The organism is Alteromonas sp. AO-Serp (genome assembly GCF_017849675.1).
Taxonomy (GTDB): domain Bacteria; phylum Pseudomonadota; class Gammaproteobacteria; order Enterobacterales; family Alteromonadaceae; genus Alteromonas; species Alteromonas macleodii.
The window spans coordinates 1-18591 of the sequence record NZ_JAFLMX010000001.1 but is presented as its reverse complement, the minus strand read 5'-3'; the positions used below and the strand labels follow the sequence as shown (position 1 = coordinate 18591).

Sequence of the window (18591 nt, the reverse complement as noted above, 5' to 3'; positions counted from 1 at the left end):
TACCAGAACCGAGTCAAAGTACCCATGCACTCCAGCGACGTTAAATCAGAGTACTTTATTACTCTAAATACTGGAGAGTAGTCATACATTTTTCGTCAAGTACTGATAAATCAAAAATATGTACTCTGACCCCATTTGTTAGATAAGTAAAAATGTACTCTGACCCCATTATTTTTGTGTTGTCAGTATTTGTAGACATTCTTATTCGATAAAAGCCTTAATAGATCTGACTTACTTTTAGCAAAGTGAGCGTTTTTTGGTAAACTCTGTCGAGTATTTTTCTAGTCGAAGTAAATAGGACAAACTAATGGCCGTATTCGGTACAGTATTCATGCCACAAATGGCACTTGCTACCTTTGTCAACGATAAGTGGACTGACACCGAATTTGTCAGTGCAGATAGTATTCAGCTGCACCCTGGTGCACACGTGCTTCATTATTCAAGTACATGCTTTGAAGGATTGAAAGCATTTAAGCACGAAGATGGCAGCATCAACATTTTTAGAATGGATAAGAATATTGAGCGCTTTGCTCAAAGTAGCCGTCTACTTAACTTGCCTGAAATAGACAAAGCGCAAGTCGAAAAGATGATCATCGATATTGTTGCAAAATACGCCTCCGAGGTTCCAGAGCCTCCAGGTTCTATGTATATCCGCCCTACGCATATCGGCACAGAAGCGTCTATCGGTAAAGCGGCAGCACCATCAGCAAGTTCAATGCTATACGTTCTATTATCGCCGGTTGGCGATTACTTTGCCGGCGGTTTGAAGCCACTTCGCTTGTTGCTTGACGAAACAGGCATGCGCTGTGCACCGCACATGGGAATGGTAAAAAGCGGTGGTAACTACGCCAGTGCGTTGCCTCCTATTCTTAAAGCGCGTGCAGAAGTTCAGGCTGATCAAATTCTGTTTTGCCCTAATGGCGATGTACAAGAAACCGGAGCTGCTAACTTCCTGCTTATCGATGGTGATGAAATCATTACCAAAGGGTTAGATTCTAGCTTCCTACACGGTGTGACCCGAGCAACGATTCTTCAAATTGCCAAAGACCACGGCATGAAAGTGAGCGAGCGTGATATTACTGTAGACGAACTACTAGAGCGTTCAGCCAAACCGAACACTGAAGCAGCACTGTCTGGTACAGCGGCTGTACTTACGCCGGTAGGTACTTTTATTCACAATGATAAAGAGTATCAGGTGGGTAACGGAGAAGCTGGCCCAGTAACGATGAAGCTAAGACAAGCGTTAAATGATATCCAATGGGGTAAGGCTGAAGACACTCACAATTGGTTGGTGAAAGTGCCAAACTAGTCTAATCAGACACCCATTAAAAAAGCCTGCGAACGCAGGCTTTTTCGTATCTAAAAAGGCACTCGATTACTTCGCTTTGCCTTGCTTAGCGACTGCATCCATCATTGCTTTGATAGCGTCAGCATCGCCAAGATATTCTTTAGAGATTGGTTTAAGGTTTTCATCTAGTTCGTATACTAGCGGTACACCTGTAGGAATGTTTAGACCCAACACTTCTTCGTCTGACATACCATCAAGGTACTTAACAAGAGCACGAAGACTGTTGCCGTGCGCAGCAATAATTACGCGCTTGCCTGCTTGGATGTCTGGACGAATAACGTCGTGCCAGTATGGTAGTACACGTTCGATAGTTAGTTTTAGACTTTCACCACGTGGCAAGATGTCAGCATCTACATTGTTGTAACGCGGATCGTGACCTGGGAAGTGCTCGCTATCACCTTCAACGGCCGGAGGTGGGATGTCGAAGCTACGACGCCAGATTTTAACCTGTTCTTCACCATGCTTAGCGGCAGTCTCTGCTTTGTCTAGACCTGTTAACGCACCGTAGTGACGCTCGTTCAGACGCCAGTGACGCTCAACTGGAAGGTAGTGCTGACCCATTTCTTCAAGTGCAATATTAAGTGTTTTAATTGCGCGAAGAAGTACAGACGTATAAGCCTGATCAAATGTAAATCCAGCATCTTTAAGAAGCTGACCTGCGGTCTTTGCTTGTGCTACACCAGTGTCGGTCAAGTCAACGTCGTGCCAGCCTGTGAAACGGTTTTCCAAGTTCCACTGACTTTCTCCATGACGAATAAGTACCAATTTATACATAGTTGGGTTACCTGCGGCGTTAGAGTGAAATAGTCTGAGATAATTCCAGAAATTGGACGTTCAGACGTATATTTAAAAATCTGCTGTTATCATCCTTGATTGGCGCTTAAAAATCCAGTTTATGCTGGTACAAAATCGCAGGTAAGACGTGTGTTTATCACTATAACTTGGGAATTATTATATAAAACGGGTAAGGTCTGGATGAGCAACTTTTATCCACTCTTGCATCGATGGCTCTTCAATAAAGCTAAAGTCTTCGAAGTCGAAGCCAGGTGCTACTGTACAACCGACAAGGGAGTAATCACCCATCGTTGCGGCTGCCTGAAAATTCCCTGCTTTAACAACTTCTACATAGTCAGTGCTTTGCCCACCAATGCGACGTTCCCACAACTGTTGTTTTTCAAGTTGAAACAGTTGTAGTGGAGCCCCTTCGTAGTGATTCCACACTTCATCATGTAACACGCGATGAAAACGACTAACTTGTCCCTTTAATAGAAGAAAATAAATATGAGTAAGCGCGGGTCGACTAGCATTGTGCACAAACGATTTAGTTTCGTTTTCAGAACGGAAAACTTGACGATAGAAACCTCCCTCGGGGTGAGGTGCAAGGTTGTACTTCTTAACTAGCGGGTGTGTCATGATAACTTCGTTATTATTTTTATTGCTTACTACTAATGCTTGTATATCTCAAAGCTTTCCTAAGCATGTATTAAGACATTTAATGTTTAACCTTCTTTCAAGCATACCGTTTGGTGCGTTATAAGAAAACAGAAATGTTGCATATTTGTAAACCATCTTAATCAGCAAGTACTCTGTGCATATGCGAAGTTTTCTTACCAATAAGCGCTATCTGCCCTAGTCAGCTTTTTCCAACTGTTACAGCGCTTCTCCATAATCCATCTGTTTAAACCAATAATGAGAAATAGCTAAAAAAGCGATGCCATTACTAATAGTAGGTGAACTTTTTTTCATGTTTAGGCCGTACAAATTGGAAAATAAGGCGACTAAAAACAAGTTGCTCGTTTCTTGCGTTGGCAAAATTGAAACGTACACAATATTCACGAACAGGCAAAGAAGGATGGTGAGCGTATGACATATAAGTCTTTTTCGCAGCTTGAAGTAAACGGCAAAAACTTCAAGGCGGTTAATTTTGACGGTATAGGCAGTAAATATGCGCTCGACAGGCTTCCGTTTTGTATCAAAATTCTTTTGGAAAACCTGATTCGTCATGAAGACCAAGAGTTTGTTAACAGCAACGATATTGAGCAAGTAGCAAAGTGGGACACAGATAATCACGTTGATCACGAAGTGTCTTTTGTTCCCGCACGCGTCATCCTCCAAGATTTTACGGGTGTGCCTGCTATTGTTGATTTAGCAGCCATGCGCGATGCGGTTAATCGTTTAGGTGGCGACGCTCAGGCGATTAATCCCCTCAATCCAGTAGAGCTGGTTATTGACCACTCAGTAATGGTAGATCATTTTGCTGAAGACGATGCGCTTGAAAAGAATACCGACATTGAAATTCAGCGAAATAGAGAGCGTTATCAATTTCTAAAATGGGGTCAGTCTAGCTTTGACAATTTCAAAGTGGTTCCCCCTGGTCGCGGTATCGTGCATCAGGTTAACCTAGAGTATCTTGCTCGTTGCGCGTTTACTAAGGAACAGGATGGGGAAACGTTGGTTTACCCAGATACCCTAGTAGGAACAGATTCGCATACCACTATGATTAATGGCCTTGGCGTACTTGGCTGGGGTGTGGGAGGCATTGAAGCAGAAGCGGCGATGCTGGGTCAACCAGTAACAATGTTATTACCAAAAGTGGTTGGCTTCAGGCTTTCGGGTAAGTTGCCTGCTGGCGTAACTGCCACCGACATGGTGCTAACTATCACACAACAACTACGTGAACATGGCGTTGTTGGAAAGTTTGTAGAATTCTATGGACCGGGTCTTAAGCATCTTACTACGGCAGACCGCGCCACCATCGCAAACATGGCGCCTGAATATGGTGCTACTTGCGGTATTTTCCCTATTGATGATGTTGCGCTAGATTACCTGCGACTCACCGGCCGAGACGAAGATCAAATTGCCCTTGTAGAGGAATATGCGAAATTCAGCCACCTATGGCACGACGACCACTCAAAAGATGCCCAGTATCATGAGACCCTGGAACTTAACTTAGATGAAGTGGTTCCTTCACTTGCTGGACCTAAGCGTCCTCAAGATAGAATTGCCCTCGATAATGCAGCAGAGGTATTTAGAGAGTGGCATCGTTCGCAAATTGACGTGAAAGTACTTGATGAAGAAACCGATCTCATCGCAGAAGCGGGGTTAGGTACAACAGACGAGGTGGACGAAGAACACGACTCGTTCGTGGAGTTCAGAGGAAGCAAGTTCAACCTTGAAGATGGCGCTATTGTAATAGCTGCTATCACCAGCTGTACTAATACGTCAAATCCATCAGTACTCGTTGGCGCAGGCTTACTTGCGAAGAAAGCAGCAGAAAAAGGGCTAACTCGTAAGCCGTGGGTTAAGACTTCATTAGCACCTGGTTCTCAGGTTGTTACTCAGTATCTAGAAGATGCAGGTCTTATGGACCCACTTGAAGCACTAGGCTTTAACTTGGTTGGCTACGGCTGTACTACGTGTATTGGTAACTCTGGACCGCTACCTGATGCCATTACCGACGCCATTAGAAAAGCGAAACTTACGGTTACCTCAGTTTTATCTGGTAACCGCAACTTTGAAGGGCGTATCCATCCTGATGTGGCTGCAAACTACCTTGCATCACCACCACTGGTTGTTGCATACGCGTTGGCTGGGAACATGAATGTAGATATCACTAAAGAGCCGTTGGGGCAGGCGAGTGATGGTTCTCCGGTATATCTAAAAGACATCTGGCCTACCGAAGACGAAATTCAGCAATATATAGCTGAAAACGTCACCGGTGATTTGTTTAAAGAAAAGTATGCAGATGTATTTAAAGGAAGCGGCGAATGGAATGAGCTGCAGGTGAGTAAAACATCGGTCTACGACTGGCCAGAATCAACCTACATTAAGCATCCACCTTTCTTTGAAGTAATGGGTAAAGAGCCAGAGGCTCTAACTGCAATTGAAAACGCACGATGCTTGGTTAAGGTGGGCGATTCGATTACTACCGACCATATTTCTCCAGCCGGCGCCATCGCAGAAGATAGCCCAGCCGGAGAGTACCTGCAGGCCCAAGGGGTTGAGCCTAAAGACTTTAACTCTTACGGGTCGCGTCGTGGTAACCACGAAGTTATGATGAGAGGTACGTTCGCTAACGTTCGTCTTCAAAACCAATTAGCACCCGGCACAAGAGGCAGTGCTACCACACACTTCCCAAGTGGCGATGGTATGTCTATTTTCCATGCTGCTATGCGTTACAAAGATGACGGCGTACCAGCCATTGTCATTGGTGGAAAAGAGTACGGTACTGGCTCGAGTCGAGATTGGGCTGCTAAAGGCCCTTCTTTGATGGGGGTGAAAGCAGTACTAGCTGAGAGCTACGAAAGAATTCACCGCTCGAATCTCATTGGAATGGGGATTTTGCCACTTCAATTTAAGTCAGGTGATAGCGCGAGTTCTTTGGAGCTTAAAGGCAATGAGTCTTTTTCTATTAACGCTGTTGAACGTGGACAGACTGAGGTTGAAGTTAAAGCCGTGTCGGATGAAGGAAAAACAACAACGTTTACGATGGATATCAGAATTGATACATCAAACGAGTTCACTTACTTTGAAAACGGCGGCATTCTGCATTACGTGATAAGAGAATACTTGAAGAAATAGCACGTATAAGGGTAATGGTTAGCGACTTCTCTGTAGTGAGAAGTCGCTATGCCATGTGATGTTAGTAATAGCGTTTTTCGCAGATTACTTCTTTAATATTCGAGCCGATGGCAGCGCGTGTCTCACATCTCAAATCTTGGGCTTGTGCACCGTAAAGAGAGATATATTCTTCTACATAAGGCTCTAAAGCATTGATGTAGTTTTCAGGTAAAGCATTCTTTATCTGTCGGTAAGAACGGTTCCATTCAGCGGTTTTTTGTTCCATAGCAACATTCAACCAGAGCCAGCCTTCTTCATAATTAACGGGCGTCCCCCATCCTTGGAAATACATTTGCGCGAGGTAATATTGGCCTTCTTTATTTCCCATTTTTGCAGAAGCAGTCAGCTTCTCCAGTGCTTTTTCATACTTCTCTGCCTTCAGGGCGTGCAAGCCCAATTCTAAAGTAGATAAATATTCGGATTTCCAAATATGATTCTTAGTATGCGATTGAGCCAACGTAGGGGCTGAAAGTACAACTGAAGATAAAACGGCAGCTATTGCTAATAGATTTTTCATGTAGTATCCCTTCTTTTTTGATAAATTTATAACGCAATTCACACTCATAGTGAACCGTCTAAAAGTACAGTATTTGCTTTATGTTACTAAAAATTTTAAAAGTAGAGTGATTAATCTCCACCAATAATTTGGACTTGTGCTAGGTCAGTATCGCCTTTCAAAACTTTGAAAATTGCGTCTTGAACGAGGGTGCGCATGCCATCAGCAGCAGCCTGAGACTTCATATCGGCGACGCTGGCTTCTTTGTACACCATTGACCGAAGCTCTGGCGTCATACCTAGTAGTTCATGTACACCTGTTCTACCTTTGTAACCCGTGTTTCCACATTCTTCACAGCCTTTAGCACGGTAAAGCTCTAGTGGCGTCTGAATATTCAGCTCCGCCATGTGCGCATGACCATACTGGCGCTCAATAAAGGCCATATCGGTTTCTGTGGCGATGTACTTTTCTTTACAGTTACTGCATAGCGTTCGAATAAGACGTTGAGCCAGTATACCCACGCAGGCATCGGAGAAGTTCACAGGGTCGAGACCCAAGTCAAGTAAACGGGTAATCGTTTCAGGGGCTGAGTTAGTATGCAGTGTAGACAGTACTAAGTGACCGGTTAACGAGGCTTCAATCCCCGCATGTGCGGTTTCTTTATCACGCATCTCACCAATAAGAATAATGTCAGGGTCAGCACGTAAGAATGCGCGCAGGGCAGCAGCAAAGTTGAAGCCAATCTTGGGGCTTACTTGTACCTGTTGTAGGCCGGGTTGCGTGATTTCCACCGGGTCCTCAGCGGTCCAAATCTTCTTTTCAGGCGTGTTTAAATATCCCAATATAGCGTGAAGCGTGGTGGTTTTACCTGAACCCGTTGGCCCAACAACGAGAAGAATGCCGTGAGGCTTCTTAATCATTTCTTCTAAACGCGCACGGTTGTTCGGTGCCAAGTTCATCTTATCAATAGGCATCGCACCGCCAGATGCCAGAATACGCATAACCACACCTTCACCGGCAACCGTAGGAATGGTGGCAACACGAACTTCAACAAGTTGACCATTCATTCTAAACGCGAGTTTGCCATCCTGAGGTACGCGTTTTTCGGCAATGTTCAAATTCGACATTATCTTTATGCGTGCAATAACCGCACTGTGGTGCGAATTAGGCACTTGGTTCATGTCGCGGCACACACCGTCCACGCGCATACGTACACGAGTGGGCGCGTTTTTCTCTGGGTCTATATGTATATCTGACGCGTTGAGTCTTTTTGCATCGTGCAGAATACGGCTTACTAAGCGCACCACAGCAGGGGCGTCGTCCGACAGCTCATCGACTTGGTCGTCGTTATCTTCAGTTGATGTACCAATCTCGTCGAGAATATCACTCATCTCGCCGGGGCCACCGCCACCGCTGTTTTCCCCCAAATATTGAAGAATTAAGCTTGGTAGGCTGACAGCTATCTCGTAGCTATCAATACCCATGGCGCTCTCTATTTCCATAAGTAGCGCCGCATTATTAGGTTCAGCCATCAACACAATGGGCTTGTCATGGGCATCGGCAATGACAGCCACATAGTTTCTTTTTAAATAAGAAACATTCAGTCGGCTTTCATTTTCGAACCTGTGATACTTATCAGGTAAATAAGGAATAAAAGGCACCTGATAGTGAATAGAAAGCGAGTTGCCAATTTCTTCTTCAGAGATGCGGTGTTCCGATACAAGACGCTGTATAAGAGCGCGAATGTCTGGAGTAGAACTTTGAATATCGTTTAATGTAGCTTCGTCTAATAAGCTTTTGTGAACTAGTAGATCGAAAGGGTTGTTTGTGCCGCCCAGTTCAAATCTGAACTTGTCGCCAAGAATAAGTGCAAGGGCATTGCCTAGCTTTAAATCTTCTTCAGTAAAACCACCACTGACTTTGTTGATGATTTGGATAACACCCATCAACACGCCCGCATTCATTATAGGTACGCATAAAATGTTCTGGGTTTTAAAGTCATTGTCTTTGTCGAACTTATCAGCGAAGCGCAGGCGAGGGTGAATGCTTTGAAGTAGTGCAGGATTATACGGGTCGTCAATAACCACAGCCTTTTGTGATAGGGCAACATAACCAGCAATCGACATTGGGCTAATTGGCACTTTTATTTCCAGCGTCTCTTTACCCGTTTTAAATCTCGCGACCAAATCTTGATGCTGACGTCGACGTTGAAAAATACTCATACGTTGGGCATCAAACAAACCGAGGATAATTGGCTCTAATAAACCATATGCATCCAGTAACGTGGAATGGTTATTTAGAATGCGTTTTATTTGTGCAAAAGTTTGCTGGTTATTCACTACTTCCATATTCTCACTACTAATAATGTTGGCGCCTAGTCCTTTATGCATTTGGCGTTACAAGTGCCTGTTAAGCTAGGGTAACAAGATATACCTATACCACGAAAGCAACAATACTACTTATAGACAGTTACATACACTGGTATAGCGTAAAAATATGTGTATAAAAAGCAAACTGCCTCTTGCATTGCTTCTGCCTTTCTGTATAATTCGCGCCCACTGCCCAATTAGGGCACGTAATTTTTAGCCGCGACCTCACTGCTTTTAGGGTGGTTGCCGAAGTAACGGATTCATCATCACTGATTAGCCTGTTGCTGGCGTGCTAGAAAAAAGAACAGGGTTCCGATTGGGAACCATCGGTTTACGCACATCCTTTCTTTCCGGAATAAATGGAAGAGAAAGGGTGAATTTTTTTGTTCTTTCGATTGGAGCTTAATCGATGCCAAATCAAAGAATTCGCATTCGTTTGAAAGCGTTTGATCACAAGTTGATCGATCAGTCTACGGCTGAAATCGTTGAAACTGCGAAACGCACTGGTGCTCAGGTAAGTGGTCCTATTCCTCTACCTACTCGCAAAGAACGCTATACAGTTCTGATTTCTCCGCACGTTAACAAAGACGCGCGTGATCAATATGAAATCCGTACTCACAAGCGTTTGGTAGACATCATCGAGCCAACTGATAAAACAGTTGACGCGTTGATGCGTTTGGACTTGGCTGCTGGCGTTGATGTTCAAATCAGCCTGGGCTAATAAGAGAGGGTTATAACAATGGCGATTGGTCTAGTCGGTCGTAAAGTGGGTATGACTCGCATCTTCACTGAAGATGGTACGTCTATCCCTGTGACTGTTATTGAAGCGACCCCAAACCGCGTTACTCAGCTTCGTACTGAGGAAACTGACGGTTATCGCGCTCTTCAGGTTACTGCTGGAACTAAGAAAGCTAACCGCATCAACAAAGCTGAAGCAGGTCACTTTGCTAAAGCTGGTGTTGAAGCTGGACGCACTCTAGTAGAATTCCGCCTAGAAGAAAACGAAGGTGCCGATATTGAAGTAGGCAGTGAAATCACTGTTGAAATCTTTAACGACACTAAGAAAATTGATGTAACTGGTACATCAAAAGGTAAAGGTTTCCAAGGTGCTATCAAGCGCTGGAACTTCAGTTCTCAGCGTATGACACACGGTAACTCTTTGTCACACCGTGCTCCTGGTTCAATTGGTCAAAACCAATCACCAGGTAAAGTATTCAAAGGCAAGAAAATGGCTGGTCAGCTTGGTAACAAGCAAGTGACTACTCAGTCTTTGGAAGTTGTACGTGTTGACGTAGAGAACGGCCTTATCCTAGTTAAAGGTGCCGTACCTGGCGCAACTGGCAACGATGTAATCGTAAAGCCAGCTGTTAAAGCGTAACGTCTGGGGAGTGAACTGATGGAATTAACATTGAAAGACGCGCAAAGCGCTCTTGAAGTATCCGAAGCGACCTTTGGACGTGAATTCAACGAAGCCCTGGTACACCAGGTAGTTGTAGCTTACGGTGCAGGTGCTCGTCAGGGTACAAAAGCGCAGAAAACTCGCGCTGAAGTTCGTGGTGGCGGTAAGAAGCCATGGCGTCAAAAAGGTACTGGCCGCGCGCGTGCTGGTACAATCCGTAGCCCAATTTGGGTTGGCGGTGGCCGTGCTTTCGCAGCAAAGCCTCGTGACTTTGACCAAAAAGTTAACAAGAAAATGTATCGCGGTGCGATCAAGAGCATCCTGTCTGAACTAATCCGTCAAGACCGTTTGGTTGTTGTAGAGAAGTTCGGTGTTGACGCACCTAAGACTAAAGCTCTTATTTCTGCACTTAACGAATATGAACTAAATGACGTTCTAATCGTTACTCCTGAAGTTGATGAGAACTTGTTCCTAGCGGCGCGCAACTTGTACAAAGTTGACGTACGTGACGTAGCAGGCATCGACCCAGTGAGCTTGATTGCATTTGAAAAAGTGCTAATGACTGCTGATGCGGTTAAACAACTTGAGGAGGCGTTAGCATGAAAGAAGAACGTCTACTGAAGGTGCTAGTAGCACCTCACGTTTCAGAAAAGTCTACAATGGCTGCTGAAGCGAACAACACAGTTGTATTTAAAGTAGCTAAAGACGCGAACAAAGCCGAAATCAAAGCTGCAGTTGAAAAACTGTTTGAAGTTGAAGTTGAAGGTGTTCGTACTGTGAACGTTAAGGGTAAAACCAAGCGTCACGGCATGTCTTTCGGTAAGCGCAGCGACTGGAAAAAGGCCTACGTGGTTCTTAAAGAAGGTCAGGACATCGACTTTGTCGGTGGTGCTGAGTAAGAAGGGGATTAGAAATGCCATTATTGAAAGCTAAGCCAACTTCTGCCGGTCGTCGTCACGTTGTTCAGGTCGTAAATCCTGACCTGCACAAAGGTGCACCGTACGCACCTTTGCTTGAAAAGAACAGCAAATCTGGCGGTCGTAACAACAATGGTCGTATTACCACTCGTCACATTGGTGGTGGTCATAAGCAACACTACCGTGTAATCGACTTTAAACGCAACAAAGACGGCATTCCAGCTAAAGTTGAGCGTTTAGAATACGATCCAAACCGTTCTGCAAACATTGCACTAGTATTGTACGCAGACGGTGAACGTCGTTACATTCTGGCTCCTAAGGGTATGCAAGCAGGTGATGCAATCCAGTCTGGTTCGGACGCTCCGATCAAGTCTGGTAACACTCTACCTATGCGTAACATCCCTGTAGGTACTGTTGTACACGCAATTGAAATGAAGCCTGGCAAAGGTGCGCAAATCGCACGTTCTGCTGGTGCTTATGCTCAGATCCTAGCACGTGACGGAAACTACGTTACCCTACGTCTACGCTCTGGCGAAATGCGTAAAGTTCTATCTGATTGCCGCGCCACTATCGGTGAAGTTGGCAATGCAGAGCACATGCTTCGTTCACTAGGTAAAGCTGGTGCTACACGCTGGCGTGGTGTTCGTCCTACCGTTCGTGGTGTTGCCATGAACCCGGTTGATCACCCACACGGTGGTGGTGAAGGTCGTACATCAGGCGGTCGTCACCCAGTAACTCCTTGGGGTGTTCCTACCAAAGGTAAGAAAACCCGAAGCAACAAGCGTACTGATAAGCTTATCGTACGTCGTCGAAACAAGTAATAGCGAGGATTCACCATGCCACGTTCTCTCAAGAAAGGTCCTTTTATTGACCTTCACTTGCTGAAGAAGGTAGAGGCTGCAGTGGAAAAGAACGAACGTAAACCAATCAAAACTTGGTCTCGTCGTTCTATGATCATCCCAGATATGATTGGGTTGACCATTGCGGTCCATAACGGTCGCCAACATGTACCTGTCATTATTAGTGACGAAATGGTCGGCCACAAGTTGGGCGAATTTGCGCCAACGCGTACTTACCGCGGCCATGTCGCGGATAAGAAAGCTAAACGTTAAGGGGTAGGAAGATGGAAGCATTAGCTAAACACCGTTTTGCCCGCACGTCGGCTCAAAAGGCACGCTTGGTTGCGGATCAAATTCGCGGAATGCACGTTGAGAAAGCTCTAGAGCTTCTTGCGTACAGCCCGAAGAAAAGCGCAGCGCTAGTAAAGAAAGTATTGGAATCTGCGATTGCTAACGCAGAGCACAACGAAGGCGCAGACATCGACGAGTTACGCGTGTCTAAAGTTTTCGTTGACGAAGGTCCAACTATGAAACGTATCAAGCCACGTGCTAAAGGCCGTGCTGATCGTATCTTCAAGCGCAGCAGTCACATCACTGTGGTTGTAGCGGATAACTAGGAGTAGATAATGGGACAGAAGGTACATCCTACAGGTATACGCCTGGGTATCAGCAAACCATGGACTTCTACCTGGTACGCTAATACTGCAGACTATGCAGACAACCTGTATAACGATCATCAGGTACGTCAGTATCTGACTAAGCAACTAAAGAACGCTTCACTTTCTAAAATCGTGATCGAGCGTCCTGCTAAGAGCATCCGTGTGACTATTCACACTGCTCGTCCAGGCGTTGTAATCGGTAAGAAAGGTGAAGACGTAGAGAAGTTGCGTAACTACGTATCTAAGCTAGCCGGCGTGCCAGCTCAGATCAACATCGCTGAAGTACGTAAGCCAGAGCTAGATGGCCAGCTAGTAGCTGACAGCATCTCTAGCCAGCTAGAGCGTCGTGTTATGTTCCGTCGTGCTATGAAGCGCGCAGTACAAAACGCAATGCGTCTAGGCGCGAAAGGTATCAAAGTTGAAGTTAGCGGCCGTTTGGGCGGAGCAGAGATTGCACGTTCTGAATGGTACCGTGAAGGTCGCGTTCCTCTGCACACTTTCCGTGCGGATATCGATTACGCAACCTCTGAAGCGTCAACTACTTACGGTATCATCGGCGTTAAAGTATGGATCTTCAAAGGTGAAGTTCTAGGTGGTCTACCTACAACTCAAGAGCAAGCACCAGCTGCTCAACCTAAGAAGAAAGGCCGCAACGCTAAGCGAGAGGGCTAATCATGTTACAACCAAAACGCATGAAGTTCCGTAAGATGCACAAAGGCCGCAACCGCGGCTTAGCAGCGGGTAATACTGTTGCCTTTGGTACTTACGGCCTTAAAGCAGTTGGTCGTGGTCGAATGACTGCGCGCCAAATCGAAGCAGCGCGTCGTGCTATGACTCGTCACGTTAAGCGTCAAGGTAAAATTTGGATTCGAGTTTTCCCTGACAAGCCAATTACTGAGAAGCCTCTAGAAGTGCGTCAAGGTAAAGGTAAAGGTAACGTTGAGTACTGGGTATGCCAAATTCAGCCTGGTCGTGTTCTTTATGAGATGGAAGGTGTTCCTGAAGCTCTAGCACGCGAAGCGTTTGAATTGGCAGCGGCTAAACTGCCATTTAAAACAACCTTTGTAACTCGGACGGTGATGTAATGAAAGCGACTGAACTGAAAGAAAAGAGCGTAGAAGAGCTGAACGCAGAGTTGATTAACCTGCTACGCGAACAGTTCAACCTACGCATGCAGCACACAACAGGTCAGCTTGAAAAAACTGATCAGTTGAGAAAAGTACGTCGTAACATCGCGCGTGTTAAAACCATTCTGACTCAAAAGGCTGATGCGTAATGACTGAGCAAAAAATTCGTACAGTACAAGGTCGTGTGGTTAGCAACAAGATGGATAAGTCTATCACTGTTGTAGTTGAACGTTTTGTTAAGCACCCAATCTACGGGAAGTTCATCAAGCGCTCTACTAAGCTTCACGCCCACGACGAAAACAACGTATGCAATAAAGGTGACGTAGTAACAGTACGTGAATGTCGCCCACTATCTAAGAGCAAATCTTGGATGCTAGTTGACGTTGTTGAGAAAGCTGGCGTTTAATCGCTAACTTTTTTCAAAGTCTTAAAAAAGCCGCTCTCGAGCGGCTTTTTTGTATCTGCAGTTTCTTTAACGTGCTTCCATAGGCTTAAGCGTGTTCATTATCAGCGCCGTTGAAGACTAGCGTCTTGTATAAATCAACGTAGGCATTGGACATCCTTTCTATACCAAATTTACTTGTGACAAGCTTATACAAAGCCTCTCCATATTGTGCTCTTTCATCAGGGGCTTCAATTAGACTAATTAAGCTCTCCCCAATTCCGTCAATATCTCCCGGCGCTACCATTACACCTGTCTCCTTATGCTTGATAACTTCGGGTATTCCCCCCACAGGACTAGATAACACTGCACATTTATTAGCACCTGCCTGAAGTAAAATATCGCCTAAACCCTCTGAATAGGAAGGATGAACCAGAATATCTACATTAGGGAGTATTTTGGCTACCTCTTTAGTAAAACCGCAAAGCTTCACATGCTCGTCTAGCTTATGGCGTTCTATAAGTGATTGATAGCTCTCTTTTAAATTTCCCTCGCCAAACAATAAACAGGTTACATTTTCATGCTTGTTCAATACATCGTGCATAGCCAAAATGATATCCGCTTGCCCTTTTTGAGATATGTACTGAGCGAAGTTTGCAATGACGATATGGTCTTCAGGAATAGAGAATGTACGTCGCAGCCAACCGCCATCTTTGCATTGGGAATACTCTGTTAAGTCTACTGCTGGATATATAACGCGCTGATGTTCTACGCCTTCACAATGTAGTGAAACCACTTTCCTCACACCTTCAGATACGCTGATAACTGCATCGAATTGTTTGTACTTATAAAATGAAAAGTGAGTTTCGGGGTTATCTATTCGCCTTGTGCAAACCGTAGGCACACCTGAAATTTTGGCCAGCATGGCACCCCATACATCCGAACCCCGTTCGCTGTGCACATGAATAATATCTGGGTTAACCCCATTTACGACTTCCAGTAAACGCTTTACACATAGGAAGTCTGACTCACCGGCATACTTAATGGTATGCGTTTCACAATACCCCAAAGCCGTATGACGAATCTCACTGTCTTCAGCGCAAACCAAGTGAAGTGATATATCATCATGGTGCTCTAACGCATTGATGAGGTATGCAACTTGTTCTGCGCCACCGTGAAGATGTATGCCAAGTTCAATGTGAAGAACGCGTATACTCAAATGCCTTCCTTAAAATTTATTTAATATTCTGTATACGCTGCTTTTTTATTTAAGACCGTTTTTTGCGGCTTTTCTTATATGGTTGTGGTTACATCTTGCTGTTTAAACATCGCTATACGCATAAAGCGAGTGATCAATATATTATTGCCTTTCTCATATACACTATTTACTTACGTATAAGGTCGCTTTGCCCTAGACGCGGGCTATTTAGCCACTACAATGTCGAAAGAATCTATCGGGAACTGCGGCACTAGATAGCTAGAATTACCTGCTTACCGCTGGGAGTGGGTGTTTCGCAGTGCCCAGCACACCGTATTTGAAAAGCATAATTCAACATCGATAGTCGATCACTTGTAGTCGTGCCGTCGAAGTATCTGTATCAAAAAGGATGTATTTATGGTTGTTGCCAATACACGTGGCTATAAACCTACTCTACTTGAAACGCTCTGCCGGTGGGGATATTCGCTTGTATTGGCGATTGCGATTCCCTTCGCATTTATTCATTTATTGATAAAAGCCACTAAAGCAAGCGATTGCTCGCATCGAGGGAGATTTGAGCGTTTTGGTATAGTCCCAAAGCCGCTCAAGCAGAATGGCTATTTGTTTCACTGTGTTTCAGTGGGGGAAGTCGTGGCTGCTTCATGCGTAATAAAGCGAATAATGCAACACGAGCCAGACGCGCAAATAACCGTTACTACAACCACATCTACAGGCTCTGCTCGCGTTCGAGATATATTCAAAGACACCGTTCACCATTTCTATCTGCCTTATGATTTGTCGCTGACTATGTCTTCAATGCTGAAACGCATTAAGCCCAAAGCAGTAATGATTACAGAAGTTGAACTATGGCCAAACCTAATTCACGTGTGCTGGAAGCGAAATATTCCCGTTATGGTAATAAATGCTCGCATGACTGAGCGCTCGGCTAAACGTTATAAAAAAATCGGACAGCTATTTAACCCTATGTTGGCTAAGCTATCTCACGTATGTGCTCAAGGGCAGAGAGACTATGATAATTATGCATGGCTTGGTGTTGCGCAAGATAAGCTAACCCTCACGAATAATATTAAGTTTGATCAAGCCGCAAATACAGCGAGCTCTTCTGCACATTTTCTTGGGTTAGCTAAGGGTGCAAGGCCAATACTAGTTGCAGGCAGCACGCACGAACCTGAAGAGAGCGTTATCGTTGAATCTGCAAAGGTTTTATGGAAAGAGAGCCCTCAACTACGGGTGATTATTGTCCCTCGCCATCCAGAGCGTTTTGAAGCCGTAGCAAAATTACTTGAAAGGCATAATCTGAACTTCGTCAAAAGTTCAGAGGTGGATAACGTTCCAGACGATGTGAACGTTATCCTGTTGGATGAAATGGGTAAGTTAAATCATGCTTATGCGGTAGCAACATTTGCCTTTGTTGGCGGCTCTATTGCCGATAGAGGCGGCCATAATGCCCTTGAGCCGGCAGCATTCTCGTTGCCAATAATGATGGGGCCACACACCTATAATAACCCTGTTATCTGCGACTATTTAAAAGAATGTGGCGCATTAAGCATTGTAGAAGATGCTTCTCGCGTTTCTTCAACGGTACAAGAATGGCTTGAATCACCCAGTAAAGCTGAAAAAGCGGGAATGGCCGGTAAAAAGGTACTACAGGATAACAGCGGCGCGTTAGATTCTACTTTAGCGTGTATACATCGCAGTATTCGTTAAATGCCGTCAGTCAAAAACAGCAACTCGTTGTTATTGAACAAAAAAGGAACCCCGCATTTGTGCGTCTGATGCACCAAATTAGGCGCTGTGACAGCTAAAAGATAATGAATAGGGACTTGGTTTTTAGCTATCTATTTGATTATACAAGGATTGTCAAAGTTGGTTCGCTGCTTGCTATAAAGTGTGCGACAGCGTAACAACAGTAAAATCCAAATAAATATGCACCTTTTAAAAAGGGCACTGCGTTGCGCGTTTTCCAGGGAGAGACCTCCTGCCTGTGGGCAGGAGGTTTTCTTACTTTTACACTTCTACTTTTTCTTCTTTTCGTTCTGGTTCAATCAAGCTAATCACACGCCATCCTGCTTTAGGCTGAATACTGTTACCGTTGATAAAAGTATAGCTCTTACCTTCAGCGTTGATCGCAATGAGAGGTGTAGCGCGCTCACCATACTGTTTAATGTACTGCTCGTAAGTAAACTCTTCAGATAAACGGGTGGTCTTCACCATTGAGTCACGGGCAATGGCCGATGCTAAATACCCATAAGTAACGCCTTCATCGAACAGAGTAAGTTTTTTCGCGTATTGTTCGCTAACTTGGTGACTTGGTCGCGTAGATTGTTCGTTATTTGTCAGCGCCCATACTTTGTCTTTGCCCATCGTGTATTCAAAGTGATAAGCAATAAGTGGGTTAAGCTGCTTATAAGGCGACATAATCAGCACGGTACCGAATGTATTCAGATCAAGATGTCGCGCTGCATGGTCAGACATTGGGTTGCCAAAATATACTGGGATATCCTTCATACGCGCTTCTCTTATTGCGTCCCAGTTAGTATCTGCAATGGTAACGTCTAGCTTTTGGTTTATCATTTCTGTCGCTAAGGCGCGGTTGAATTTGCTGCCACCGAAAATCAGATAGCCAGTTGGCGCAGGCGCTCTCACCTTAAGTAGTGACGCAACAGTGCGTGAAGTAAGGCTCTGTACCACCACTGTTGCAATAATCACCATAAAGACAATAGGAACGATAATACCCGCGCCTTCATAGCCAATTTCTTCAAGCTTTAAAGAGAAAAGGGCTGATACCGCCGCTGCAACAATACCTCGAGGTGCAATCCAGCTTAGCAAGGCTAATTCGTTTAACTTGAGTCCGGTACCGACGGAGGACGCCAATACGGACAAAGGCCGAGCCACAAACATAATGGCGGCAAGCACTACAACGGAGCCCCAACCTACATCCACTACCGATTGTAAGTTCAAACGCGTGGCAAGCAGAATAAATAAGCCTGAAATAAGTAAAACACTGAGGGTTTCTTTAAATTCAAGAATGTCTTCTACGTCTACGTCCTTCATATTGGCCAGTACCATACCAGATATGGTAACGGCCAAAAGGCCAGACTCGTGCGCAACATAATTAGACTCTGCAAATACACCCAGAATAACGGTTAACACTGCGGTGATAAGCAAATAGAGCGGTATCTGTCTCTTATACACAACAGACGCTGCCGACGAAGA

20 protein-coding genes are annotated in these 18591 nt (G+C 44.9%); 14 read left to right on the top strand and 6 right to left on the bottom strand.

The window, feature by feature from the left end; all coding sequences use genetic code 11:
• The first annotated feature begins 307 nt into the window (after positions 1-307).
• Entirely contained in the window at positions 308-1309 is a 1002-nt protein-coding gene (locus QVA83_RS00100) for a branched-chain amino acid aminotransferase (protein WP_014947969.1), read from the top strand.
• A gap of 66 nt (positions 1310-1375) precedes the next feature.
• Here the strand turns inward: QVA83_RS00100 and gpmA are convergent, their stop codons facing one another.
• Entirely contained in the window at positions 1376-2122 is a 747-nt protein-coding gene (gpmA, locus tag QVA83_RS00095) for a 2,3-diphosphoglycerate-dependent phosphoglycerate mutase (protein WP_156077790.1), read from the bottom strand.
• A 177-nt stretch (positions 2123-2299) separates the two neighbouring features.
• On the bottom strand, positions 2300-2761 hold the full coding sequence (locus QVA83_RS00090; RefSeq protein ID WP_014947971.1) for a cupin domain-containing protein: 462 nt from the start codon (positions 2759-2761) through the stop codon (positions 2300-2302).
• A 450-nt stretch (positions 2762-3211) separates the two neighbouring features.
• Here QVA83_RS00090 and acnA point away from each other — a divergent pair, with 450 nt between their 5' ends.
• Positions 3212-5929 (top strand): aconitate hydratase AcnA, encoded by a 2718-nt coding sequence (gene acnA, locus QVA83_RS00085; RefSeq protein WP_156077791.1) that lies wholly within the window; start codon positions 3212-3214, stop codon positions 5927-5929.
• A gap of 61 nt (positions 5930-5990) precedes the next feature.
• On the opposite strand, the gene QVA83_RS00080 is transcribed toward acnA, so the two are convergent.
• A complete protein-coding gene (locus QVA83_RS00080) occupies positions 5991-6485 on the bottom strand; it encodes an SEL1-like repeat protein (protein WP_156077792.1) in 495 nt (164 codons plus the stop codon).
• Positions 6486-6595: 110 nt separating this feature from the next.
• Positions 6596-8854 (bottom strand): GspE/PulE family protein, encoded by a 2259-nt coding sequence (locus QVA83_RS00075; protein ID WP_014947974.1) that lies wholly within the window; start codon positions 8852-8854, stop codon positions 6596-6598.
• A gap of 388 nt (positions 8855-9242) precedes the next feature.
• Here QVA83_RS00075 and rpsJ point away from each other — a divergent pair, with 388 nt between their 5' ends.
• From rpsJ to rpsQ, 11 genes are read left to right on the top strand one after another with little or no spacing between them, the layout of a single operon-like run.
• Positions 9243-9554, top strand: a complete 312-nt coding sequence (rpsJ, locus tag QVA83_RS00070) for a 30S ribosomal protein S10 (RefSeq protein WP_010179497.1) — start codon at positions 9243-9245, stop codon at positions 9552-9554.
• An 18-nt stretch (positions 9555-9572) separates the two neighbouring features.
• Entirely contained in the window at positions 9573-10211 is a 639-nt protein-coding gene (gene rplC, locus QVA83_RS00065) for a 50S ribosomal protein L3 (protein ID WP_014947975.1), read from the top strand.
• 18 nt (positions 10212-10229) lie between these two features.
• Complete coding sequence (gene rplD, locus QVA83_RS00060) at positions 10230-10835, top strand: 50S ribosomal protein L4 (RefSeq protein ID WP_012516958.1); 606 nt, start codon at positions 10230-10232, stop codon at positions 10833-10835.
• Positions 10832-11131, top strand: coding sequence for a 50S ribosomal protein L23 (rplW, locus tag QVA83_RS00055; protein WP_012516959.1), 300 nt, complete (start codon positions 10832-10834; stop codon positions 11129-11131). Before rplD ends, rplW begins: the two co-directional genes overlap by 4 nt.
• Positions 11132-11145: 14 nt before the next feature.
• Positions 11146-11970: a 50S ribosomal protein L2 gene (gene rplB, locus QVA83_RS00050; protein WP_014947976.1), complete on the top strand. Its 825-nt coding sequence runs from the start codon at positions 11146-11148 to the stop codon at positions 11968-11970.
• Between the two features lie 15 nt (positions 11971-11985).
• Positions 11986-12261 carry a 30S ribosomal protein S19 gene (gene rpsS / locus QVA83_RS00045; protein WP_012516961.1) on the top strand — a complete coding sequence of 92 codons (276 nt, stop codon included), beginning with the start codon at positions 11986-11988 and terminating at the stop codon, positions 12259-12261.
• Between the two features lie 11 nt (positions 12262-12272).
• Positions 12273-12605: a 50S ribosomal protein L22 gene (gene rplV, locus QVA83_RS00040; protein ID WP_014947977.1), complete on the top strand. Its 333-nt coding sequence runs from the start codon at positions 12273-12275 to the stop codon at positions 12603-12605.
• Between the two features lie 9 nt (positions 12606-12614).
• Positions 12615-13319 carry a 30S ribosomal protein S3 gene (gene rpsC / locus QVA83_RS00035; protein WP_014947978.1) on the top strand — a complete coding sequence of 235 codons (705 nt, stop codon included), beginning with the start codon at positions 12615-12617 and terminating at the stop codon, positions 13317-13319.
• Between the two features lie 2 nt (positions 13320-13321).
• Positions 13322-13732, top strand: a complete 411-nt coding sequence (gene rplP / locus QVA83_RS00030; RefSeq protein WP_014997065.1) for a 50S ribosomal protein L16 — start codon at positions 13322-13324, stop codon at positions 13730-13732.
• Positions 13732-13923, top strand: coding sequence for a 50S ribosomal protein L29 (gene rpmC, locus QVA83_RS00025; protein ID WP_014947980.1), 192 nt, complete (start codon positions 13732-13734; stop codon positions 13921-13923). The genes rplP and rpmC overlap by 1 nt, the downstream gene beginning before the upstream one ends.
• Positions 13923-14180: a 30S ribosomal protein S17 gene (gene rpsQ, locus QVA83_RS00020; protein ID WP_014975444.1), complete on the top strand. Its 258-nt coding sequence runs from the start codon at positions 13923-13925 to the stop codon at positions 14178-14180. Before rpmC ends, rpsQ begins: the two co-directional genes overlap by 1 nt.
• Positions 14181-14265: 85 nt before the next feature.
• On the opposite strand, the gene QVA83_RS00015 is transcribed toward rpsQ, so the two are convergent.
• Positions 14266-15375, bottom strand: coding sequence for a glycosyltransferase family 4 protein (locus tag QVA83_RS00015; RefSeq protein WP_156077793.1), 1110 nt, complete (start codon positions 15373-15375; stop codon positions 14266-14268).
• Between the two features lie 396 nt (positions 15376-15771).
• Between QVA83_RS00015 and waaA the strand changes: the two genes are divergently transcribed.
• Positions 15772-17082 (top strand): lipid IV(A) 3-deoxy-D-manno-octulosonic acid transferase, encoded by a 1311-nt coding sequence (gene waaA, locus QVA83_RS00010; protein ID WP_156077794.1) that lies wholly within the window; start codon positions 15772-15774, stop codon positions 17080-17082.
• Between the two features lie 300 nt (positions 17083-17382).
• On the opposite strand, the gene QVA83_RS00005 is transcribed toward waaA, so the two are convergent.
• Positions 17383-18591: cation:proton antiporter (locus QVA83_RS00005; protein ID WP_287497987.1), on the bottom strand; the 1209-nt coding region annotated here is incomplete at its 5' end.